At 70.3% G+C, this 22,406-nt stretch carries 22 protein-coding genes and 1 riboswitch; of the genes, 7 read left to right on the forward strand and 15 right to left on the reverse strand.

Features of this window, described 5'->3' with window-relative positions; all coding sequences use genetic code 11:
- Window positions 1-61 precede the first annotated feature (61 nt).
- The 8 genes from GHR20_RS37475 to GHR20_RS11335 form a co-directional block, all read right to left on the reverse strand.
- Window positions 62-1,813, reverse strand: coding sequence for a dipeptide ABC transporter ATP-binding protein (locus GHR20_RS37475; protein WP_243878003.1), 1,752 nt, complete (start codon window positions 1,811-1,813; stop codon window positions 62-64).
- On the reverse strand, window positions 1,810-2,895 hold the full coding sequence (locus GHR20_RS11305; protein ID WP_153813096.1) for an ABC transporter ATP-binding protein: 1,086 nt from the start codon (window positions 2,893-2,895) through the stop codon (window positions 1,810-1,812). Before GHR20_RS11305 ends, GHR20_RS37475 begins: the two co-directional genes overlap by 4 nt.
- Complete coding sequence (locus GHR20_RS11310) at window positions 2,892-3,899, reverse strand: ABC transporter permease (protein ID WP_145485692.1); 1,008 nt, start codon at window positions 3,897-3,899, stop codon at window positions 2,892-2,894. The genes GHR20_RS11305 and GHR20_RS11310 overlap by 4 nt, the downstream gene beginning before the upstream one ends.
- 72 nt (window positions 3,900-3,971) lie before the next feature.
- The gene (locus GHR20_RS11315; RefSeq protein WP_153813097.1) at window positions 3,972-5,741 is read right to left on the reverse strand and encodes an ABC transporter substrate-binding protein; all 1,770 of its coding nucleotides are present in this window, start codon (window positions 5,739-5,741) and stop codon (window positions 3,972-3,974) included.
- A 32-nt stretch (window positions 5,742-5,773) separates the two neighbouring features.
- On the reverse strand, window positions 5,774-6,772 hold the full coding sequence (locus GHR20_RS11320; RefSeq protein ID WP_153813098.1) for an ABC transporter permease: 999 nt from the start codon (window positions 6,770-6,772) through the stop codon (window positions 5,774-5,776).
- Window positions 6,773-7,069: 297 nt separating this feature from the next.
- Window positions 7,070-7,882 (reverse strand): enhanced serine sensitivity protein SseB C-terminal domain-containing protein, encoded by an 813-nt coding sequence (locus tag GHR20_RS11325; protein WP_153813099.1) that lies wholly within the window; start codon window positions 7,880-7,882, stop codon window positions 7,070-7,072.
- Between the two features lie 96 nt (window positions 7,883-7,978).
- Window positions 7,979-8,764 (reverse strand): enhanced serine sensitivity protein SseB, encoded by a 786-nt coding sequence (locus GHR20_RS11330; RefSeq protein ID WP_153813100.1) that lies wholly within the window; start codon window positions 8,762-8,764, stop codon window positions 7,979-7,981.
- Window positions 8,765-8,806: 42 nt separating this feature from the next.
- Window positions 8,807-9,517 carry an AAA family ATPase gene (locus tag GHR20_RS11335; RefSeq protein WP_181516688.1) on the reverse strand — a complete coding sequence of 237 codons (711 nt, stop codon included), beginning with the start codon at window positions 9,515-9,517 and terminating at the stop codon, window positions 8,807-8,809.
- Between the two features lie 142 nt (window positions 9,518-9,659).
- Window positions 9,660-9,757, forward strand: a riboswitch (glycine riboswitch).
- 157 nt (window positions 9,758-9,914) lie between these two features.
- On the opposite strand from GHR20_RS11335, the gene gcvT reads away from it, so the two are divergent.
- The 6 genes from gcvT (at window position 9,915) to GHR20_RS11365 (ending at window position 15,435) form a co-directional block, all read left to right on the forward strand.
- Complete coding sequence (gene gcvT, locus GHR20_RS11340; protein ID WP_111586854.1) at window positions 9,915-11,033, forward strand: glycine cleavage system aminomethyltransferase GcvT; 1,119 nt, start codon at window positions 9,915-9,917, stop codon at window positions 11,031-11,033.
- Between the two features lie 129 nt (window positions 11,034-11,162).
- On the forward strand, window positions 11,163-11,540 hold the full coding sequence (gcvH, locus tag GHR20_RS11345; RefSeq protein WP_111586853.1) for a glycine cleavage system protein GcvH: 378 nt from the start codon (window positions 11,163-11,165) through the stop codon (window positions 11,538-11,540).
- A 14-nt stretch (window positions 11,541-11,554) separates the two neighbouring features.
- Entirely contained in the window at window positions 11,555-12,820 is a 1,266-nt protein-coding gene (gene glyA / locus GHR20_RS11350; RefSeq protein ID WP_111586852.1) for a serine hydroxymethyltransferase, read from the forward strand.
- 55 nt (window positions 12,821-12,875) lie between these two features.
- Complete coding sequence (locus tag GHR20_RS11355; RefSeq protein ID WP_153813101.1) at window positions 12,876-14,243, forward strand: L-serine ammonia-lyase; 1,368 nt, start codon at window positions 12,876-12,878, stop codon at window positions 14,241-14,243.
- 53 nt (window positions 14,244-14,296) lie between these two features.
- Window positions 14,297-14,902: a GNAT family N-acetyltransferase gene (locus tag GHR20_RS11360; protein ID WP_111586850.1), complete on the forward strand. Its 606-nt coding sequence runs from the start codon at window positions 14,297-14,299 to the stop codon at window positions 14,900-14,902.
- Entirely contained in the window at window positions 14,881-15,435 is a 555-nt protein-coding gene (locus GHR20_RS11365) for a glycoside hydrolase family 25 protein (protein WP_111586849.1), read from the forward strand. The genes GHR20_RS11360 and GHR20_RS11365 overlap by 22 nt, the downstream gene beginning before the upstream one ends.
- 52 nt (window positions 15,436-15,487) lie before the next feature.
- Here the strand turns inward: GHR20_RS11365 and GHR20_RS11370 are convergent, their stop codons facing one another.
- A complete protein-coding gene (locus GHR20_RS11370) occupies window positions 15,488-15,700 on the reverse strand; it encodes an EF-hand domain-containing protein (RefSeq protein ID WP_111586848.1) in 213 nt (70 codons plus the stop codon).
- Between the two features lie 60 nt (window positions 15,701-15,760).
- Entirely contained in the window at window positions 15,761-16,672 is a 912-nt protein-coding gene (locus GHR20_RS11375; RefSeq protein WP_153813102.1) for a MerR family transcriptional regulator, read from the reverse strand.
- A 49-nt stretch (window positions 16,673-16,721) separates the two neighbouring features.
- Here GHR20_RS11375 and GHR20_RS11380 point away from each other — a divergent pair, with 49 nt between their 5' ends.
- Window positions 16,722-17,384: a GNAT family N-acetyltransferase gene (locus tag GHR20_RS11380; RefSeq protein ID WP_194858863.1), complete on the forward strand. Its 663-nt coding sequence runs from the start codon at window positions 16,722-16,724 to the stop codon at window positions 17,382-17,384.
- Here GHR20_RS11380 and GHR20_RS11385 read toward each other — a convergent pair.
- From GHR20_RS11385 to GHR20_RS11405, 5 genes are all read right to left on the reverse strand, one after another.
- Window positions 17,355-18,542, reverse strand: coding sequence for a YncE family protein (locus GHR20_RS11385; protein WP_153813104.1), 1,188 nt, complete (start codon window positions 18,540-18,542; stop codon window positions 17,355-17,357). The two genes, GHR20_RS11380 and GHR20_RS11385, sit on opposite strands and share 30 nt — an antisense overlap.
- Window positions 18,542-19,345 carry a polysaccharide deacetylase family protein gene (locus GHR20_RS11390; RefSeq protein WP_153813105.1) on the reverse strand — a complete coding sequence of 268 codons (804 nt, stop codon included), beginning with the start codon at window positions 19,343-19,345 and terminating at the stop codon, window positions 18,542-18,544. Before GHR20_RS11390 ends, GHR20_RS11385 begins: the two co-directional genes overlap by 1 nt.
- A gap of 68 nt (window positions 19,346-19,413) precedes the next feature.
- On the reverse strand, window positions 19,414-20,022 hold the full coding sequence (locus GHR20_RS11395; RefSeq protein ID WP_153815932.1) for an ATP-binding protein: 609 nt from the start codon (window positions 20,020-20,022) through the stop codon (window positions 19,414-19,416).
- A gap of 220 nt (window positions 20,023-20,242) precedes the next feature.
- The gene (locus tag GHR20_RS11400; RefSeq protein ID WP_111586843.1) at window positions 20,243-21,010 is read right to left on the reverse strand and encodes an enoyl-CoA hydratase-related protein; all 768 of its coding nucleotides are present in this window, start codon (window positions 21,008-21,010) and stop codon (window positions 20,243-20,245) included.
- A gap of 79 nt (window positions 21,011-21,089) precedes the next feature.
- Window positions 21,090-22,310 carry an Ig-like domain-containing protein gene (locus GHR20_RS11405; RefSeq protein ID WP_194858864.1) on the reverse strand — a complete coding sequence of 407 codons (1,221 nt, stop codon included), beginning with the start codon at window positions 22,308-22,310 and terminating at the stop codon, window positions 21,090-21,092.
- Window positions 22,311-22,406 lie beyond the last annotated feature (96 nt).

Below are 22,406 nucleotides of genomic sequence, written 5' to 3' on the forward strand. Positions count from 1 at the left end.
CCCGATCAGGCATGTACATGCCCCTTGCGTAAACCGATCTTCGGCGGCAGTCCTTTTTCGGCTACTTTCCCTTCGCCTTCGGGGCGTCGGGGGCAGCACCGGGCTCGGCCTCGGCGGCGGCTTCCGCCGCGGGCTCCGCCTTCGAGCCCGGCTCCGCCGAAGTCCCGTCACCAGGAACGGAGTTGGTCTCCTCGGTGACCGGCTCCGGGGCGGCGTCGGTCGCGGCCTTCGCCACCGTCTCGGTCTCGGCCTCCGCAGCAGGCTCCGGCTTCGCGTCCGGCGCCAACGAAATCCCGATAACGGGCTTGGACTCGGCTTCCTCGGCGACCGGTTCCTGGGCGGCGTCGGTCGCGGCCTTCGCCGGCGTCTCGGGCTTCGCGACGGTCACGGACTCCGCCGCACCCTCGGCCTTCGCCGCAGGCTCCGGCTTCGCGTCCGGTGCCGACGAAAGGCCGGTGGCAGACTCGGACTTGGTCACCTCGGCGACCGGCCCCGGGGCGGCCTCGGCCGTGGCCTCGGACTCGGTCCCGGCCTTCGCCACAGGCGCGTCCCCGGCCTCCGCCGGGGAACCCGGCTTCGGCGAAGTCGCCTTCTCGGCAACGGACTTGGCCTCGGCCACGTCCGGCGCCGCCGGCTCCGTGCCGGTCGCCGGCCCGGGCTCCGGCCCGTCCGGCGTTCCGCCCGCCAGGACCGCGTCCGGTACCAGCTCCGACGCCTCCTTCGCCGCCGACAGCAGGACCGTGTCCTGCGGTGCCTGGTCGGCGAAGTTCTCCGGGTGGTGGCACGCGACCCGCTGGCCCGGCTTCAGCTCGACGAGCTGCGGCTCGGTCGTCCGGCAGATCTCCGTCGCCTTCCAGCACCGGGTGTGGAAGCGGCAGCCCGACGGCGGTGCGATCGGCGAGGGCACGTCGCCGCGCAGCAGGATGCGCTCGCTCTTCTGGCCCCGGCGCTTGGTGTCCGGCACCGGCACCGCCGACATCAGCGCCTTGGTGTACGGGTGCATCGGCGCCTCGTACAGGGCGTTGCGGTCGGCCAGTTCGACGATCTTGCCGAGGTACATCACCGCGATCCGGTCCGAGACGTGCCGGACGACGGAGAGGTCGTGCGCGATGATGACGTAGGTCAGGCCCAGTTCCTGCTGGAGGTCGTCCATGAGGTTGACGACCTGGGCCTGGATCGACACGTCCAGCGCGGACACCGGCTCGTCGGCCACGACCAGCTTCGGCTTCAGGGCGAGCGCGCGGGCGATGCCGATGCGCTGGCGCTGGCCGCCGGAGAACTCGTGCGGGTAGCGGTTGTAGTGCTCGGGGCTCAGGCCGACCAGTTCGAGCAGCCGCTGGACCTCCTTCTTCACCCCGCCCTCGGGCTCGACGCCCTGGAGCCGGAACGGCGCCGAGACGATCGAGCCGATGGTGTGCCGGGGGTTCAGGGAGCCGTACGGGTCCTGGAAGATCATCTGGATGTCGCGGCGCAGCGGGCGCATGTCGCCGGTGGACAGCCGGGTGATGTCCTGGCCCTCGAAGGCGATCGTGCCGCCGGTCGGGTCCTGGAGGCGGGTGATGACCCGGCCCATGGTCGACTTGCCGCAGCCCGACTCGCCGACGACGCCCAGGGTCTCGCCCTTGCGCACCTCGAAGTCGATGCCGTCGACGGCCTTCACCGCGCCGACCTGGCGGCGCAGGATGCCCTTCTTGATCGGGAAGTGCTTGGTCAGGTTCTCGACCTTGAGCAGCACCTCGCGCTCGTCCGGAGCCGACGCCTGCCCGGGGACCGCGGCCTGCGCGGCGGTGTCCGTCTTCTTCGTCTCACTCACAGCTTCGGCGCAATCTCTTCGGTCCAGATCCGCTCGCGGTCCTCGGCCGGCAGGTGGCAGGCGGACCAGTGTCCGGCGCCGACCAGCTCCAGCTCGGGGCGCACCGTGCGGCTGACGTTCTCCGCGGGGATGTCCGCGTACGGGCAGCGCGGGTGGAAGGCACAGCCCGAGGGGACGTTGATGAGGCTCGGCGGCTGGCCCTTGACCGGGATGAGCCGTTCGGAGGTCTCGCGGTCGATGCGGGGCATCGAGCCGAGCAGGCCCCAGGTGTAGGGGTGCTGCGGCTTCTCGAAGACCTCGGCGGCGGCGCCGCGCTCCACGCACCGGCCGCCGTACATCACGAGGACGTCGTCGGCGATCTCGGCGACCACGCCGAGGTCGTGCGTGATCATGATGACCGCGGAGCCGAACTCCTTCTGGAGGTCGCGGATCAGGTCGAGGATCTGCGCCTGGACGGTCACGTCGAGGGCGGTGGTCGGCTCGTCCGCGATGAGCAGTTCGGGGTTGTTGACCAGCGCCATGGCGATCATGGCGCGCTGGCGCATACCGCCGGAGAACTCGTGCGGGTAGCCGTCGACGCGCTTGGCCGGCTCGGGGATGCCGACGCGGTCGAGCATCTCGATGGCGCGCTTGCGCGCTTCCTTCTTGCCGACCTTGTGGTGCACCCGGTACGCCTCGACGATCTGGTCGCCGACCTTGTAGTAGGGGTGCATCGCGGACAGCGGGTCCTGGAAGATCATCGCCATGTCGCGGCCGCGGAGCCTGCGCACCTCGTCCGGGGAGGCGCCGACCAGCTCCTTGCCGTTCAGCCAGATCTCGCCGGACATCCGCACGTTCTTGCCGCGCGCGCCGAGCCGGTGCAGGCCCATGACGGCGAGCGAGGTGACGGACTTGCCCGAGCCGGACTCGCCGACGATGGCGAGGGTCTTGCCCTTCTCCACCGAGAAGGAGAGCCCGTCGACGGACTTGACGATGCCGTCGTCGGTCGGGAAGTGCACCTTGAGGTCGCGGACCTCCAGGAAGGCCGAGGGCGCCTTGGTGGTGGACTCCTCGCCCGGTTCGGTCTTGGAGAGTTCGGTCACGAGAGCCTCACCCGCGGGTCGGCGGCGGCGTAGAGCACGTCCACCAGGAGATTTGCGATGACGACGAAGACGGCGGCGAGCAGGGTCACGCCGAGGATCTTCGGCAGGTCGTTGTCGGTGATGCCCTGTACCGCGTACTGGCCGACGCCGGGCAGCGAGAACACGTACTCGGTGATCACCGCACCGCCGAGCAGCAGACCGAGGTCCATGCCGAAGACGGTGATGATCGGGGTGAGGGCGGCCCGCAGACCGTGCCGGACGACGACCGTGCGTTCGGGCAGGCCCTTGGAGCGGGCGGTACGGATGAAGTCCTCGTTCATCGTCTCCAGCATGCCCGAGCGGGTGAGCCGGGCGTAGATCGCGGAGTACAGCAGCGCGAGCGAACACCACGCGGGGAAGAGGGTGTTGGCCCACTGCGCCGGGTTCTCGGTGAACGGGACGTAGGTGCGGCCGAAGATCGGCCACTTGTAGGTGAAGAGCAGGATCGCCAGGTTGCCCGTGAAGAACATGGGCAGCGAGACGCCGGCGAGGGCGACGCCCATGAAGGTGCGGTCGAACAGCGAGCGCGGCTTGAGCGCGGAGACGACACCGACGGCGACACCGGAGAGCAGCCACAGCACGGCGGCACCCACGGCCAGCGAGAGGGTGATCGGAATGCGCGAGGTGAGCTGCGGCCAGACCTCGACGTGGTCCTTGAAGGAGTAGCCGAAGCAGGGAACATCGCAGTGCACGGTGGTGGGGCCGAGGTTGTAGTCGGCTCCGGCCACGATCCCCTTGATGAAGTGCCAGTACTGGATGTAGAGCGGCTGATCCAGCCCAAGGTTGTGCTTGACCGCGAGGATGTCCGCCTTGGAGGGGCTCTTTCCGATGTACTGCTGCGCCAGTTGGTCCGCTGACTGGCCCACGAGCCGTGGCAGCAGGAAGAAGATGGCGAAGGTGACCGCGGTGACGACCAGCAGCAGGATCACTGCCGCGAACGTCCGGCGGAGGATGTACGAGATCACGGGGACCGGCGCTGGTGCCCGCGGGCCGCAAAGCCCGCGGGCACCAATGCCTTCACCTGCCTTCCGGGGCTGCTACTTCTTCGTGGTGCCGAGGTTGAGGTAGTCGTACTGACCGCTGAAGGCGGCAGTGGAGACCACGTTGGTGGCGTACGGCGAGCGGTACAGCAGGACCTTGAAGTAGGTCAGCGGGACCAGGACGGCGTCGTTCATCGCCTGCTGGTCGATCTGCGCGTACAGGGCGTTGCGCTTGGCCATGTCCGGCTCCGCAATCGACTGCGCGAGCAGGTCGTCGACCTTCTTGTTCGTGTACTGCGACAGGTTGGTGTTGCCCGACTGGCTGATCGCCTTGCTGTTCAGGATCTGCTGGAGGAAGCCGTAGCCGGAGGGCCAGTCGGCACCCCACTGCATCATCATCAGGCCGACGTTCTGCTTCTTGTCGAAGCTCGGCACACCCGCGTAGTCGGTGAAGTACTTGCCCTGCGGGTACTGCTTGAGGGTGGCGTTGATGCCGACCTTCTTCAGCGAGTTGATGATCGCGGTGGCCGCGTCCACCTCGCCCGGACGGTCGGAGCGGGCCGTGATGTTGGTGTTGATCGTCTTCTGGCCGCAGGACTTGAGCTGGTCCTTGGCCTTCGCGACGTCGCCCTTGTTGCCCGGGGTCGTGTAAGCGTCCGCCTTCTGGTAGCCGGTGATGTCCGGCGGCAGGACGGTGGAGGCGATGTCACCGCGGATCGGGCCGCCCATGGCGGTCTGCACGGAGACCTTGTCGATGGCGTACTCGACGGCCTTGCGGCAGGCGACGTTGTCGAACGGCTTCACCTTGGTGTTGATCGCCGCGTAGACCAGCCGGCCACCGTAGGTGTTGTCGGTGCTGGCCTTGGCGTCGGCGGACTTGAGGACGTCCGCCTGGGTGGAGGCCTGGACGCCGGTGCCCGCGAGGTCGACGGTGGCGTCGCCGGACTGGAGGTCCTTGTCGATCGTGTCGGCGTTGATCTTCAGGTTGACCACGATCTTGCTGGCCAGCTGCTTGCGCAGCGGGTCGGTCTTCGCGTCCCAGTTCTTGTTCGGGACCAGAACGACCTGCTTGCCCTCCTGGTAGCTCTGGATCTCGTACGAGCCCGAGGACACGATGTGCTTGACGTAGTCGACACCGTCGTCCTTGGCCTGCGGCACCGGGGCCGTCTCGGGCGTGGCGACCAGGTAGTCGAACTCCTGGAAGGCCCGGTTCAGGTGGAAGACGATCGTGGTGGCGTCCGGGGTCTCGATCGAGGCCAGGCCCTTGGCGCTCTTGTCCTTATAGGGACCCTTGTACTTGTCGCCGTCCTTCATGTACTGCTGGAAGTAGTTCGGGCCCAGCGAGAGCACGTCACGGGCGAAGTTCGACCGCTCGACGGCGTACTTGACGTCCTTCGAGGTGATCGGGGAACCGTCCTGGTACTTCAGACCCGCACGCAGCTTGTACGTCCAGGTCTTGCCGCCGTCGCTGGAGACGCCCTTGCTCGCGGCGAGGTCCGGGACCAGGGTGTTGCCCTTGGAACCGGGGGCCGGCTCGAACGTCATCAGCGGACGCGCGTAGAGGCGGCTGAAGTTGTACATGTACGCGTAGTACGTGTTGCCCGGGTCGAACGAATCCGGCACGTCCGACATCTCGTAGGTGACGGTGCCACCCTTCTTGTCGGACGCGTTGACGACACTCTTGGTCGCCACGTTGGCGCCGGCCGCCTTCGGTGTGTCCTTGTTGTCATCGGCCTTGCTGCAGCCTGCGACGAGCAGGCTTGCGGAGCCGATGGCCGCGACCGCGGCCAGCGCTGACCTTCGCATGATGGTCTGCTTCCCCTCCATTGAACGGAAAACTTGATGAGCTCTCTGGCTGCCTAGCGGCTGCGCGGGTCGAGAGCGTCGCGGAGACCGTCGCCGAGCAGGTTGAACGCGAGGACGGTGATGAAGATGGCGAGACCGGGCACGATCATGTACTGGGGATCGACCTGGTAGTAGGTGACCGCCTCGCGGAGCATGCCGCCCCAGGACGCCTGCGGGGGCTGGATGCCGACGCCGAGGAAGCTCAGCGACGCCTCGAAGAGGATGTTGGTCGGGATGAGCAGCGTCGAGTAGACGATGATCGGGCCGACCAGGTTCGGCATCAGCTCACGGAAGAGGATGTACGGACCCTTGGCGCCCATGCCGCGGGCCGCGTCGACGAACTCGCGCTCGCGCAGGGCCAGCGTCTGGCCGCGCACGATCCGGCCCAGATACGGCCAGTTGAAGAAGCCGATCACGAAGATGAGCACGGCGAGGTGGAGCGGGAGTCCGTTCAGGCCGAAGGCGCCGCCCTGGAGCGTTGCGGAGATCGCGATGGCGAACAGCAGCAACGGGAAGGCGAGGAAGGTGTCCATCAGCCGGCTGATGATCGAGTCGACGCGGCCGCCGTAGTAGCCGGCCACCACGCCCATGATCGCGCCGATCACGTTGGACAGGATCGTCGCGCCGAAGGCGACGACCAGCGAGACCCAGGAGCCCTCCAGGATGCGGGTGGCGATGTCCCGGCCGAACTTCGGATCCACACCGAGCGGGTGGTCCGCGCCCATGCCGCCCCAGCCGCTCTTGGGCAGGGAGGTGTTGGGGTCGATCAGGTCCTGGTGGAAGGCGTTGGGGTCGAGGCCGAACACGGCCTGGATGGGGCGCGAGAGGACGGCCAGCAGGATCAACAGGATCACGATGACGCCGCCGGCCACGGCGACTCTGTCCCGCTTGAAGCGGGTCCAGGCGATCTCGCCCAGGGAACGACCCTCGATCCGCCCCTTGTCGGCTCCCGCGAGCACAGCCTCAGGCTGCGCCTCGGCTGCCGCCCCGGTGGTCTCGATCGGTGCGGTCACGATGTGCGACCCCTCTCGCCGGTGGTGACCGGCCTGCGCTGCCGCGGTTTGCGGCTTTGTCGACTTGCAAGCGAACACGAGTTTGGAAGGCTCGTGGTCTGAGTGGGGAGTCTTCAGCGTCCTTGCGATCACTCGCCAGAGCTGACGGTGAAAGTATGCGCAACCGTGATGCACCGCGGAGGATTCCGTTATCCGGACAGTGGGTAACGACCCCCGGACGTGGGTCAGTTGGGACACAACGCCGTAATGCCGCGGTTCGGGAATTAGGGTGGGAAGGGCGCCGGAAGCGGCGGAAGCTCAGTAACCGCCGTGCACCGGCGGATAGCCGTAGCCCGGCGCCGGGGCCTGGAGTCGGGGTGCCGGACGGCCGGCCGGGGCGGCGGCGTGGGCCTCGCGGTCGTAGAACGGCCGGGCCTGGGCGCGCATCCACATCACGACCGGGTCGTGGTCGTCGGTCAGCGCGACCGTGGAGACGGGCAGGCCCTCGGGGACGGCGCCGACGGAGCGCTGCATCATGGCGCGCACCGAGTCGACCGCGGCGGGCGAGGTCTCGTACAGGTCCAGGCCGATGGCGAGGTACGGCGCCCCGAGCGCGGGCTGCACCCAGGCGCGGCGCAGCGAGCGCAGGGCGGGGGTGCGGTGGGCGTGCTGGGCGAGCTGTGCGTAGAACTGCGGGATCTCGATGGCGGGTTCGGTCAGCCGCAGGGGGCCCGCGGGCTGCCGGTCCAGGCCGGTGGCGATGCGGCGCAGGTCGAGCCAGGGGATGCCGACGCCGCCGCCGGGGGCGTGCGGGTTGAGCCAGAGGCCGTAGTGGTCGGGGTAGAGGGTGCGGGCGACGTCCAGGCCGTCGACCACCTCGTACGAGCGGTTCCAGCCGCTGGCGGACAGCTCCTGGGCGGAGGTGACGCAGGGCGCGTAGCGGCAGCCGCCGACCTCCATGTCTCCGTACTGGGCGTCCGGGGAGCCGGCCTGGCCGTGCCACAGCAGCATCCAGATCTGGCCGGCGGAGGGGGTGGCGAGGGCGCGCAGCAGGGCCTCGTAGGCGTCGTAGCGTCCGGGCGTGACATGGCGGAGCGTGTGTTCGACGCTTCCGCTGTGGGTGGCGCTCACCTTGTCATGCCCTTCTTCTCCCTCGTGACCTCGCGTGCGAGGACAGCTTATGCGCCGATGGGCACGGGGCCCGTTGTCCGTTCGCCCGGGCCCCGGCTAGCGAACGTAGAAGGGTCGCACGCTTGACTTCAGCCATTCGGCCACCGGGTCGTCCGTCACGTCCAGCAGGATCAGGTTGACCGGCCAGGCGGTCGGTATCCGGCCGAGGGCGCGGCCGAGGGCCTCCAGGGGCAGGGCGCGGAAGTCGCCCTCCCACTGGGAGAGTTCCACGCCGACGAACATCACCGGGTCGGCGCTCTCGATCGCGGCCAGGCAGCGGCGGGCGGTGAGGACCACGCCGGTCGCGGCGAACTCGGCACAGGCGGCGGAGAGGAAGTCGACCGGGTCGTCCTGCCAGTCGGGCTCGAACAGGCGGACGCGGCCGCCGGTGGCGGGGCCGTCCAGCGCGGTGAGGCCGGCCCGGCACAGTTCGGCGACGGCCTCCGGCGGCAGCGGGATGCCGACCATGCCGCCGGGGTTCACCGCGATGCCCGCCTGCGGGGGCAGACCGCGGGCGAACTCCACGGCCGGGGCGATGGTGAACGCCATGTGGGAGCCGACGGCCTGGCGGAACTGCTCCTCGGAGCTGAACACCGGGACGAACGCCTGGCCCTCGATGTCCAGGGTGGGCAGGTCCAGCGGGCCGCTGCCCGGACCGCCGCCGGCCGGCAGCGGCACCCAGAGGAAGCTGCGGCCGAGGACCTCGATGATCCGGCCGCCCGCCGCGGGCACGCCGAGGGAGGCCGAGAGCACCTCCTCCAGCTCGTTGCCGGGCCAACCGCCGTGCGGGTGGGGGTGCGCCTGTGCCGGGAAGTCCGCGGGAAAGTCCGCCGGGAAGTCCATCTGCCTACCGCCTGCTGGGAACCGCTGCTGTGACCATGAAGGCTAACGGGTAGCGGTGACAGAGCCGTACCCCGTGAACACGATCCGCTGTACGGCGTCCGCCGCGGCCCGGTCCAGCAGCACCGCGGAGCCGCAGCCCGCGGGCACCTCGCCGCGCCCGACCGCCTCCAGCAGCCGGGCCGTCGTGCGCCGGTGGCGGCCGAAGGCGCGGCGGGAGACGGCGCGGCCGCGCTCGCGCTGGCCGGCGCGGGCCGTCTCCTCGGGCACGTCCAGCAGGAGCAGGTGCAGGGTGGCGCCGGAGCGCCGGGCGGCGCGGGCCAGCCAGGCGCGCACCCAGGGCCGGGTGCCGCAGTCGTGCACCACCAGGGCCGCTCCGGTGCGCAGGGCGCGGTGCAGCGAGCGGTAGTGCGCGGCGCGCACCAGGGGGCGGTAGACGGCGTACGGCAGGAGGCGGGGCAGCCGGGCGGCGAAGCGGGCCCGGGTGTCCTGGGAGTCGACGCGGCGGGCGGTGACCGCGCGGCGCATCAGCGTGGACTTGCCGCTGCCGGGCAGCCCGGTGAGGACCACGAGGTCGCGGGGGCCGAAGCGGAGGGCGGCGGGGGCGGCCCCCGCGCGCAGGTCCAGCACGCGGGGCGCGGGGCGGGCGGCCACCCGCTCCCGGGCGGCGGGGCTTCTCGGCGCCGGGATGCCCGTCGCGTGCGCCATGGTCCTGTCCACCGTGATCGTCCTCCCCTTGTCGTCGGCAATATCCATGCCCGCTGGAAGTAAAGAGAAGGTAATGCCCGGTGTGCCACGGGCGGGTGCGCGTACCGCCACAGGTCGGTTACGGATCCGGCCCCTGACGGGCGGGGGTGCGACGTGCAATGATGTGGCCGCCAACTGCATACCGGCCGTTTGAATCCGCGCGGGAGAGTCCCCAGCAGGCTTCGCTGGGGCGCCGAAGGAGCAAGTCCCTCCCTTGAATCTCTCAGGCCCCGTTACCGCGCGGGCGAGGCACATCTGAAAAGCGGGCCGCCGTGACGGCGGCCCCACCCAAGGTGCAAACCGTGGTCGCCCCCGTGGCGGTTACGGCGAACCTCTCAGGTTCCGATGACAGATGGGGAGGAACGTTCCTCGCCCCATCCCTGTTGCCCTGGGAGACGACCGTCCGATGAGCAGTACCGAACTCCGACACACCGCGCTGGACGCCGTGCACCGCTCGCTCGGTGCGACGATGACCGACTTCGCGGGCTGGGACATGCCGCTCCGCTACGGCTCCGAGCGCGACGAGCACCTGGCGGTGCGGACCAAGGCGGGCCTGTTCGACCTCTCCCACATGGGCGAGATCACCGTCACCGGCCCCGAGGCCGCCGCCTTCCTGAACCTGGCCCTGGTCGGCAACATCGCCTCCGTCGGCGTCGGCCGCGCCCGCTACACGATGATCGTGCGGGCCGACGGCGGCATCCTGGACGACCTGATCGTCTACCGGCTCGCGGAGACCGAGTACATGGTCGTCGCCAACGCCTCCAACGCGCAGGTGGTCCTGGACGCGCTGACGGAGCGCTCCGCCGGTCTCGACGTCGAGGTGCGCGACGACCGGGACGCCTACGCCCTGCTCGCGATCCAGGGGCCGGCCTCCTCCGGCATCCTGAAGTCCCTCACCGACGCCGACCTGGACGGTCTGAAGTACTACGCGGGCCTGCCCGGCACCGTCGCCGGTGTCCCCGCGCTGATCGCCCGCACCGGCTACACCGGCGAGGACGGCTTCGAGCTGTTCGTGAAGCCCGGGCACGCCGTCGCGCTGTGGCAGGCGCTGACCGAGGCCGGCGAGGGCGCCGGCCTGGTGCCCTGCGGCCTGTCCTGCCGCGACACGCTGCGCCTGGAGGCGGGCATGCCGCTGTACGGGCACGAGCTGACCACCTCGCTGACCCCCTTCGACGCCGGGCTCGGCCGCGTGGTCAAGTTCGAGAAGGAGGGCGACTTCGTGGGGCGCGCCGCGCTCACCGAGGCCGCCGAGCGCGCCGAGCAGAACCCGCCGCGCGTCCTGGTCGGCCTGATCGCCGAGGGCCGCCGGGTGCCGCGCGCCGGGTACCAGGTGGTCGCGGGCGGCACGGTGATCGGCGAGGTCACCTCCGGCGCCCCCTCCCCCACCCTGGGCAAGCCGATCGCCATGGCCTACGTCGACGCGGCGCACGCCGCGCCCGGCACCGAGGGTGTCGGCGTGGACATCCGGGGCACGCACGAGCCCTACGAGGTCGTCGCGCTGCCGTTCTACAAGCGCCAGAAGTAGACAGCGAGCCCGGTCGCGCCCCGCCCCCCAGGGGCGGGCACGTGACCCTGCGCACATTCGCCCGCCCACCGGCGGTCACCAGCGTCCCCCCGTCATCAGCACTCCCGCGCGTACAGGAGAATTCAGGCCATGAGCAACCCCCAGCAGCTGCGCTACAGCAAGGAGCACGAGTGGCTGTCGGCCGCCGGCGACGGCGTCTCGACGGTCGGCATCACCGAGTTCGCGGCCAACGCGCTCGGCGATGTGGTCTACGCCCAGCTCCCCGAGGTCGGCTCCACCGTCGAGGCGGGCGAGACCTGCGGTGAGCTGGAGTCCACCAAGTCGGTCTCCGACCTGTACTCCCCGGTCACCGGCGAGGTCACCGCGATCAACGAGAACGTCGTCGACGATCCGTCGCTGGTGAACTCCGAGCCCTTCGAGGGCGGCTGGCTGTTCAAGGTACGCGTCACGGGCGAGCCGGGCGACCTGCTCTCCGCCGCCGAGTACGACGCCCACATCGCCGGCTGAGGAGTCGTTGCCGTATGACTGACCTGAACACGCCCCTGCACGAGCTGGACCCGGAGATCGCCGCCGCGGTCGACGCCGAGCTGCTCCGCCAGCAGTCCACGCTCGAGATGATCGCGTCCGAGAACTTCGCGCCGCTCGCGGTGATGGAGGCCCAGGGCTCGGTCCTCACCAACAAGTACGCCGAGGGCTACCCGGGCCGCCGCTACTACGGCGGCTGCGAGCACGTCGACGTGGCCGAGCAGATCGCCATCGACCGGATCAAGGAGCTGTTCGGCGCCGAGTACGCCAACGTCCAGCCCCACTCCGGCGCCTCCGCCAACCAGGCGGCCCTGTTCGCGCTGGCCCAGCCCGGGGACACCATCCTCGGCCTGGACCTGGCGCACGGCGGCCACCTGACCCACGGCATGCGGCTGAACTTCTCCGGCAAGCAGTTCAACGTGGTCGCGTACCACGTGGACGAGGAGAACGGCCTGGTCGACATGGCCGAGGTCGAGCGGCTCGCCAAGGAGCACCGCCCCAAGGTCATCATCGCGGGCTGGTCGGCGTACCCGCGTCAGCTGGACTTCGCCGCGTTCCGCCGGATCGCCGACGAGGTCGAGGCGTACCTGTGGGTCGACATGGCGCACTTCGCCGGCCTGGTCGCCGCCGGTCTGCACCCGAACCCGGTCGAGCACGCGGACGTGGTCACCTCCACGACGCACAAGACCCTGGGCGGCCCGCGCGGCGGCATCATCCTCGCGAAGAAGGAATTCGCGAAGAAGCTGAACTCGTCCGTCTTCCCGGGCTTCCAGGGCGGTCCCCTGGAGCACGTGATCGCGGCGAAGGCGGTGTCCTTCAAGGTCGCGGCCTCCGAGGGCTTCAAGGAGCGCCAGCGTCGTACGGTGGACGGTGCCCGCATCCTCGCCGAGCGTCTGACGGCCGCGGACGTCCGTGAAGCCGGGGTCGACGTGCTGTCCGGTGGTACGGACGTGCACCTGATCCTGGTCGACCTGCGCGCCTCCGAGCTGGACGGCCAGCAGGCCGAGGACCGGCTGCACGAGGTCGGCATCACGGTCAACCGCAACGCGGTCCCGAACGACCCGCGTCCCCCGATGATCACGTCGGGCCTGCGGATCGGCACGCCCGCCCTCGCGACCCGCGGCTTCACGGCCGAGGACTTCGCCGAGGTCGCGGACGTGATCGCCGAGACGCTGAAGCCGTCGTACGACGCGGAATCGCTCAAGGCCCGGGTCACCGCCCTGGCCGACAAGCACCCGCTGTACCCGGGCCTGTCCAAGTAATTCCCCGGTGGGGTACTCGCCGTCGAGTACCCCACCACTGCCCCAAGGAGTGACCGTGGCCATCTCGGTCTTCGACCTGTTCTCGATCGGCATCGGCCCGTCCAGCTCCCACACGGTCGGCCCGATGCGCGCGGCGCGCATGTTCGCGCACCGGCTGCGCAACGAGGAACTGCTGGCCTCGGTCGCCTCGCTGCGCTGCGAGCTGTACGGCTCGCTCGGCGCGACCGGACACGGCCACGGCACCCCCAAGGCGGTGCTGCTCGGCCTGGAGGGCGCCTCCCCGCGCACGGTCGACGTGGAGTCCGCCGACGACCGGGTGGAGTCGATCAAGAGCTCGGGGCGGCTCGCGCTGCTCGGCGAGCACGAGATCGCCTTCTCCTTCGACGACGACCTGGTCCTGCACCGCCGCAAGGCCCTGCCGTACCACGCCAACGGCATGACGATATGGGCGTACGACGCCTCCGGCGCGGAACTGCTCAGCAAGACGTACTACTCGGTCGGCGGCGGCTTCGTCGTGGACGAGGACGCGGTCGGCGCGGACCGGATCGTGCTGGACGACACGGTCCTGAAGTACCCCTTCCGCACCGGCGACGAGCTGCTGCGCCTGACCAAGGAGACCGGCCTGTCGATCTCCTCCCTGATGCTGGAGAACGAGCGGGCCTGGCGCACCGAGGCGGAGATCCGCGAGGGCCTGCTGGAGATCTGGCGGGTGATGCGGGCGTGCGTGCAGCGCGGCCTGACCCGTGAGGGCATCCTGCCGGGCGGGCTCAAGGTCCGCCGCCGGGCGGCCGTCTCGGCGCGCCAGCTGCGGGCCGAGGGCGAGCCGCTGGCCCGGGCGATGGAGTGGATCACGCTCTACGCGATGGCGGTGAACGAGGAGAACGCGGCCGGCGGCCGGGTGGTGACCGCCCCGACGAACGGCGCGGCCGGCATCATCCCCGCGGTGCTGCACTACTACATCAACTTCGTGCCGGGCGCAGACGAGGACGGCGTGGTCCGCTTCCTGCTGTCCGCGGGCGCGATCGGCATGCTCTTCAAGGAGAACGCCTCCATCTCCGGCGCCGAGGTCGGCTGCCAGGGCGAGGTGGGCTCCGCCTGCTCCATGGCGGCGGGCGCGCTCGCCGAGGTCCTGGGCGGCACCCCCGAACAGGTGGAGAACGCCGCCGAGATCGGCATGGAGCACAACCTCGGCCTGACCTGCGACCCGGTCGGCGGTCTTGTCCAGATCCCGTGCATCGAGCGCAACGGCATGGCCGCGGTGAAGGCGGTCACGGCGGCCAAGATGGCGATGCGCGGCGACGGTTCGCACATGGTCTCCCTCGACAAGGTCATCAAGACCATGAAGGAGACCGGCGCGGACATGTCCGTGAAGTACAAGGAGACGGCCCGGGGCGGGCTCGCGGTGAACATCATCGAGTGCTGAGCTTTACGTGATCGCACATTTACTTGATCGGTCCGCGGAACAATCATGGTTCCATGGACCGACCGAGTCAGCTCATCGAGTGCGGGGAATTCGTCCTCCGGCGTTTACGGGGGCAGCGTGATTTCGTTCAACTGTTCACGCTGATAGAGGAATCCCGGGATCATCTGCGGCCGTGGATGCCGTGGGCCGATGGTCATGACGAGCACAGCACCCGGGAACTGCTGGTGAGTTCCGAGTCGAAGTGGGAGAGCGGCGAACTCTACAACTACGTCGTCGCCGAGGACGGCGGGCTGATCGGCATGTGCCAGGCGTATCGCGCCGAGCCCCGGGGGTGCCGGCTGGGGTACTGGCTGCACCCCTGCGCGGTGGGGCGGGGCATCGCGACGAGGGCGACGGCGGCGCTGGCCGAGGCGATGTTCGCGCTGGCGGACGTGGGGTATCTGGAGATCGCGCACGACCTGGCGAACGCCCCCAGTCGCGCCGTTCCGCGCCGGCTCGGATTCACCGAGCTCCGGCGCGAGCAGGCGCCACCGCCGGCGGCGCCGTCCGGCTGCGGAATCGATCTGATCTGGCGGCTGAATCGCCCCGCGACCGGGGGAACGTTTCCGGGGGGCCGTGCGGGGGGCACAAACTCTGCATGCTCCACGGCATCGACGTAAGTTCGTTCCAGTCCACGTCATATGACACGGACGGGCTCTCTTTCGTCTTCATGAAGGCGACCGAGGGCCGTTCGTACGTGAACCCCCGCCTCACCGCGCAGACCAAGACCGGCCGTGACGCCGGACTGGTCGTGGGTTTCTATCACTTCCTGTGGCCGGGCAGCCTCTCCGCCCAGGCCGACTACTTCCTCCAGCACGCCCCGGAACGCACCGGCGACATCCTGGCCGTCGACTGGGAAACCACGGGCGACGGCACGCACGCCAGCAACGCGGAGAAGGACAGCTTCATCCGCACACTGAAAAAACTGCGGCCGCACAACAAGGTCGTGCTCTACACCAACCGGGATTTCTGGCTGAACATCGACCGCACCTCTTACGCGGGCGACGGCCTGTGGATCGCCGACTACGTCACCGCGGGCAAGCCCCGCATCAAGGCCAAGTGGCGCTTCCACCAGTACGCGAGCCAGCCCCTCGACAAGGACCTGGCCGACTTCTCCTCCAAGGCGGCGCTCAAGGAGTGGGCGGGCGGCTGACGCACCCAGGGGTGCCCGCTCCCGGAGGAAGGGACACCCCTGCCGGCCCGCGTCACTTGTTCAGGTAGGTCCAGAACTCGTCGAAGGACAGGACCTGGTCACCGTTGAGGTCACGGGACTTGATGATGGCTTCGGCGACCGTGTCGGTGACGTTCCAGTCGCCTCCCTGGGCCAGGGCGGACTTGAATTCGGCAGCGGTGATGAAACCGTCACCGTCCCCGTCGATCCGCTGGAATTCCTTGCGTGCTTCCTCGATGTCCGCCACCGATCCGCCCCTTTTGTTCGTGTTTCTTGTGCCCATGCAGGCGTACTGACGCTGGTCAGATTAGCTGTCCGTGCGGGCACGCAGTGCGGCGACCACCCAGGCGAAGTCCTCGGTGTGCGGCGGCGCGGGAGCGCGGTTGACCAGGGCGACGAGTTCGCGGTAGCGGGCGACCCGGTCGTCGAAGCCGGCCGCCATGCGCTCCAGGACGTCCTCGTACGCGGCGTCCCCGAAGAGCTCGTGCAGGACCGGTTCCGCCTGCGGCGACTTTGGGGCGATGCCCCGCTCCCGGGCCGGGGCCACCAGTTCCACCAGCCGCTTGGCGAACCAGAGCGAGCGGCCGCGCGCCTCCCCGGGTGCGCCGTCCGCCGCGTTGAGCTCCATCGCCCGGCGCATCCGCGCGCGGAACTCCGGGTCCTGGAGCAGCTCCGCCAACTCCACCCACGCGTCCACCTCTTCCGGTGTGGGGTCCTCCGCCAGGTCGACCGTGGTGGCGCGCAGCCGCTCCCGCACCTCGGGGTCCACGCCGTCGAGCCCCTGGAGGGCCTCCGCCACGAACTCCGCCACGATCCGCTGCCGTTCGGCCGCCGACAGCCGGGCCAGTCTGTTCATCAAGGTCGTCTCCCTCGCGCTCGCGTCACGTCTGGCGACCGACGACAGCACCGCACGGGTCACCTTCAGCGACCTGATCCGCGCGTCCAGCGCGGCCACGTGCGTCGCCGCGACCTGTGCCACGGTCCGCTCCCCCGCCAGCACATGGCGCACGTCGTCCAGGCCGAGTCCCAGCTCGCGCAGGGTCCGGATCAGCTCCAGGCGGGCGACGCTCGGGGCGTCGTACAGCCGGTAGCCGCCCGGGGAGCGGGTCACCGGGGTGAGCACGCCCTCGTCCGACCAGTAGCGGATGGTGCGCACGGTCAGTCCGGTGGCCCGTGCCAGCTCGCCGATGGTGAGAAATCCGGTGCCGTCGTCGTTCATGTCCGGGAGTCTGGGCCTTCCAGCGGGTGGAGACTCAAGGGGAGGCGTCGTGGAGACCGTGCGGGAGATTCTCGACCAGGTGGCGCGGGGCGTGTTCCCGCCGGCGGACGGCCGTACGACGGTCCTGCCGCAGCCCGGGCCCCGGCACGCGGGCGTACTGGCGTTCACCGGACACTCCGTCGTCGTCACGGACGAGGACCCCGCCTGGGTGTACGACACGCTGCGCGGCCTGGACTGCGATCCGCTGGCGGCCGCCCTGCACCCGTGCTTCCTGGCCGCGCTGCTCACGCGCACCGGGCGGCGGGCGGAGACGGTGGACGCGGTGCTGGTGGCCGGTCCGCTCCCCGGCGCTCCCGGGCTCGCGCTGACGGAGATCCGGGACGCCGGCCATCCACGGATCCGGTACGCGCGCGAGCGCCGCGACGACGTGCGGGCCTGGCAGGCCGACGGCGGGGTGCTGGTGACGGGCCGGGGGACGGCCGGGCGGCTGGAGGTCTCGGTGGAGGTGGACGCGGCGGCCCGGGAGCGGGGTCTGGGGCGGCGGCTCGCGGGCGCGGCCCGGCGGCTGGCCGGGGAGCCGCTGTGGGCGCAGGTGGCGCCGGGGAACGCCCGGAGTCTGCGGGCGTTCCGGGCGGCCGGATACCACCCCGTGGGCGCGGAGCTGCTGCTCCGTCCTCCCGGCTCAGCGGAAGACGCCCGTGTGCCCCAGTGAGTAGCGGCCCGGCTGGGGATAGACCGCGAGGCCGTGCGGGCCGCTGCCGACCCGGATGCGGGCCAGCTGCCTGCCGGTGCGGGTGTCGATGGCGTACACCTCGGCGTCGTAGCGGCCGGACAGCCACAGGACCTTGCCGTCCGCGGAGACACCGCCCATGTCGGGGCTGCCGCCGCCGGGCAGCTGCCACTTCTTGGTGAGCTTGTTCCGGGCGAAGTCGAAGACGGAGATGGTGCCCTCGCCCCGGTTGGAGACGTACATCTCGCGGGAGTCGCGGCTGACGTAGAGACCGTGCGCGCCCTTGCCGGTGTAGAGGAAGCCCGGCTTGCCGAAGGTGTCGCCGTCCAGGACCCACACGCCGTTGGCCATCATGTCGGCGATGTAGAACCGCTTGCCGTCCGGGGAGACCTTGACGTCCTGCGGCATGGAGCCGTGCACGGGCAGCTTCTGCCGGCCGACCACCGTCATCCGCGCGGTGTCGACCTTGAGGAGCTCGCCGCTGAACTCGCAGGAGACGATGAAGTAGCGGCCGTCGCGGGAGAAGTCCGCGTGGTTGACGCCATAGCAGCTGACCGGCACCTCCTTGACGGTCTTCATGGTGTGCGCGTCGCGGAAGACCAGCCGGCGGTCCATGGAGGCCATGACGATCGCGTACTTGCCGTCGGGCGTGAAGTACAGGTTGTACGGGTCGTGCACGGCGACCGGCTTGCCCGCCTTGCCGGTGCGCGGGTCGATGGGAGTGAGGCTGTTGCCGAGGTCGTTGTTGACCCACAGGGTCTTCAGGTCCCAGGAGGGCACCACGTGCTGGGGCTGGCGGCCGACCGGGATGGTGTCGATGACCTTGTAGGTCTTCGGGTCGATGACGGTGACGGTGTCGGAGTTGGTGTTGGGCACGTACACCCGGGAGGGGAAGTTTCTGACCACCGGGGAGAGCAGGCCGGGCCGGTCCGCCGCGTAGACGTCCGCCGGGTCCTGGACCGGGGGCATGCCGGGCAGCACGTTCACCCGCGCCTGGTCCACCTGCGGCTGGGCCGGCGGCCTGCTGCCGACGGGCTCGTGCGCGCGGTCCGCGCCCTGGCCGCTGCACGCGGACACCAGGGCCAGGGCGGCGAGGGCGGCACCGGCGGCCAGCCGGCGGGCGGCTTTCGAGGTTCGCATCAGCTCAGCAGCTCCGTGGTGGTGACGGCGCGCAGTTTGCGGCGGTCGAGTTCCGTGAGGACGTCGGGGAGGGCGGCGACCGTGTCCTCGTAACCGAAATGCAAGCTCACCACCGAGCCCTCGCGCACCTCCGAGAGGACCTTGCGGGTGACGGCGGCGGCGCCGGGGCTCGTGTAGTCGAGCGAGTCGACGTCGTACGACAGCACGTGCGGGTAGCCCGCCCGGCGGGCCAGCGTGGCGACGAGCGCGGAGGCGGTGGGGGCGCGGGACGGGCGGAACCAGGTGCCGATGGAGCCGGTGAGGCGGCGGAGCCGGTCGGCGCAGTCGGTGATCTCCTTGCGGGCGTCGGCCTCGGGCAGGTCGTTGACGGAGATGTGCCGCTGGGTGTGGTTGCCGAGGTCGTGGCCGCCGTCGAGGATGCGGCGGGCGAGGCCCGGGTGCTCGTCCAGCCAGCTGCCGACGGCGAGCACGGTGAGGTGGGCGCCGTGCCGTTCGGCGGTGGTGAGCAGGGCCTGGGCGAGGGCCGGGTCGCCCTGGCCGTGGAAGGTGAGCGCGAGCTGGGGGCGGGTGCGCGGGCCGTGGGTGATCTGGGCGGGCTGTCCTGGATAGGCGCGGGGGCCGGGGGCCGCGGGGGCGGTGGGTGAGGGCTTCGCGGAGGATGTCACGGCGGACTCGGGGGCGGTCCGGGTGGCCGTGGTGGTCTTCGGGCCCGTGCCGCAGCCGGCGGCGAGGGCGCCGCCCGCGACGAGTCCGGCGCCCGCGCGCAGCGCGTCCCGGCGGTTGGTGGTGGTCACCCGCGCCATTTAAGGGATGAAAGGTAAGAAAAGCGCGTTTTGTCCGAGTTGGTGTCGGGGGCGTGCCACGGCCGTCGCTACCGCTCGTTGACCCGCATCTCGAACCAGGTCGTCTTGCCGCGCGGCAGCAGGTCGACGCCCCAGCGGTCGGACAGCTTGTCGACCAGGAACAGGCCCCGGCCGCTGATGTCCAGTTCCTGGACCGGCATCAGGCAGGGCAGCCCCCGGGAGGGGTCGCGCACCTCGACGCGCATCCAGCCGGGGCGGCAGCGCATGCGCAGGCCGAAGACCCGGGCGCCGGTGTGCCGTACCGCGTTGCCGACCAGTTCGGACACCAGCAGGACCGTATCCTCGGTCAGCTTGGGGGTGAGCCGCCAGGTGCGCAGGACCACCACCTGGGCGAGGCGGCGGGCGGTGGCGGCGGATTCCGGGCGGGAGGGCAGCTGCACCTCGCGCTCCGTCGGATTGCCGAACAGTTCGAGCGCCTTGAGCGCCTGTTCGTCCTCGACCGTGGGTGACCAGCGTGCCGCGGAAGCGCGGCTGTGTCCCCGCGGCTGTTCGATGCCCTCCAGCCCCGCCATGCCCCCATGATGGCCGTCGCACACCGCCTCAGGGGCCGTTCCGGAGGAATACGCCCCCCGTACGCCCCCGTCGGGCACTGCGCGACCGGCATATGCCGACGGCATGTCACTGGCCGGTACGCCCCGGCTGACCTGCGAGGACGACTCGATTCCGGGCAATCGCGGGGCTCCCTCGACCAGACAGACTTAAGGGTGCCTTAAGGCTCCCATAATCCGCCCCATCGAGGGACCTGTATGAGACGACTCGTCAACTGCTGGTGGACTCAAGGGAGTTCAGTTGCGTTTTAAAGGAATTCCGGGAGCTCCACCGCCAACCCCGTTCCTTCTAGAGGAACTTGGCCTTTCCGGGCCCCTCCTCCACGAAGCTGCGCATGCCGCGCTCGCGGTCCTCGGTGGCGAACAGGCCCGCGAACCAGTTGCGTTCGACGGCGAGCCCGGTGTCGATGTCGGTCTCCAGGCCGACGTCGACGGCCTCCTTGGCGGCGCGCAGCGCGACGGCCGGGCCCTGGGCGAGCCTCGCGGCCCAGGTGTGCGCCTGCTCGTAGACCTCGGCGGCCGGGACGACCCGGTCCACCAGGCCGATCGCGAGGGCCTCGTCGGCCTTGACCATCCGGCCGGTGAAGATGAGGTCCTTGGCCTTGGAGGGGCCGACCAGACGGGGCAGGCGCTGGGTGCCGCCGGCGCCCGGGATCAGGCCGAGCAGGATCTCGGGCTGGCCGAGCTTGGCGTTGTCGGCGGCGATGCGGTAGTCGGCGCACAGGGCGAGTTCGCAGCCGCCGCCCAGGGCGTAGCCGGTGACGGCGGCGACGACGGGCTTGGGGATGCGGGCCACGGCGGTGAAGGCGTCCTGGAGGCCGCGGGAGCGCAGGACCATCGCGGTGTGGTCCATGTTCTGCATCTCCTTGATGTCCGCGCCCGCCGCGAACACCCGCTCCCCGCCGTAGATGACCACGGCGCGCACGTCGTCGCGGCGCGTGGCCTCCTCGGCGAGTTCCCTCAGCCGGTCCTGGGTGGCGACGTCCAGCGCGTTCATCGGGGGGCGGTCCAGACGCAGCGTGCCGACGCCTTCGGCGACATCAAGAGTGACGGTCATACGGCTCAGGTTAACGGCGACTAACGGCGGCGGGCCCGGTGCCGTAGGTCACAGCACCGGGCCCGCACACCGCGGGGGCCTACTTCTTCCAGTCCGCCCAGGACATGTTCCAGCCGTTGAGCCCGTTGTCCGGGACCACCGTCTTCTCGTGGGAGTTCTTGACGACGACCACGTCGCCCAGGATCGAGTGGTCGAAGAACCAGGCGGCCGGCGTCGAGGAGTCGTACCCGCCCTTCACGTCGCGCAGGCCGATGCAGCCGTGGCTGGCGTTGAAGTTGCCGAAGGCGCCGCCGCCCCAGTAGTTGCCGTGCACGAAGGTGCCGGAGCCGGTCAGGCGCATGGCGTGCGGGACGTCCTTGATGTCGTACTCGCCGCCGTAGCCGACCGTGTCTCCGTTCATCCGGGTCACGGACAGCTTCTCGCTGATGACCATCCGGCCGTTCCAGGTGTCGTAACCGGGCTTGCCGGTGGTCACCGGGAGGGTCTTGATCACCTTGCCGTCGCGGGTGACCTTCATCGTGTGCCCGCTCGCGTCCACGACGGAGACCTGGCTGCGGCCGATGGTGAAGGACACCGTCCTGTGCTGCTTGCCGTAGACGCCGTCGCGGCCCTCGACGCCGTCGAGATCGAGGTCGACGGTGACCTTGGTGCCGGCCTTCCAGTAGTTCTCGGGGCGGAAGTCGAGGCGGTCGTTGCCGAACCAGTGGCCCTCGACGTCGACCGGCGGGTCCGTCTTGATCTTGATGGACTTCTCGACGGCGTCCGGGTGGGTGATGCCCCGGGAGAAGTTCACGGAGAACGGCATGCCGACGCCGACGGTGGAGCCGTCCTCGGGCGTGAAGGTGCCGATGAAGGTGCTCTTCGGGGTGACGGTGGTGAAGCTGGAGTCCTTGGCGGTGCTCTTGCCGTCGGTGTCCTTGGCGACGGCGTGCACGGTGTACTTGGTGGCGGCGGCCAGATGGGCGGACGGCGTCCAGGAGCCGCCGTCGCCGGTGATGCTGCCGTCGACCTTCGCGCCCTTGGCGTCCGTGACGGTGACCTCGGTCAACTTCCCCCGGGCCGCGCTGACTTTGAGGGCGCCGTCGGTGGCGACGCCCGTGGCGCCCTGCTCCGGGGCGATGCTGACGGCCGCCGTGGAGGGCCGGCCCTGCTGGGTCGCGGCGCCCTTGCCGTCGTCCTTGCCACCCCCGCCCCCGCCGCCGCACGCCGCGAGCGACAGCACCAGGGAGCCGGCTATGAGGCCCCCTGCCGCGCGCCGCCGCCTCGCCACCGATGCCCCCGATATCGGCCGCACGTTCACGTCGTTCTCCCCTCGCAGGGCCTGTTCGGCCCGCTCCCCACCACAGTTGGTGCGCGAATATTAACTGCCCGGTTTTGAGCGGGGTGTCAGGCGAAT

It is taken from the genome of Streptomyces sp. SUK 48 (genome assembly GCF_009650765.1).
Classification (GTDB): Bacteria; Actinomycetota; Actinomycetes; order Streptomycetales; family Streptomycetaceae; genus Streptomyces.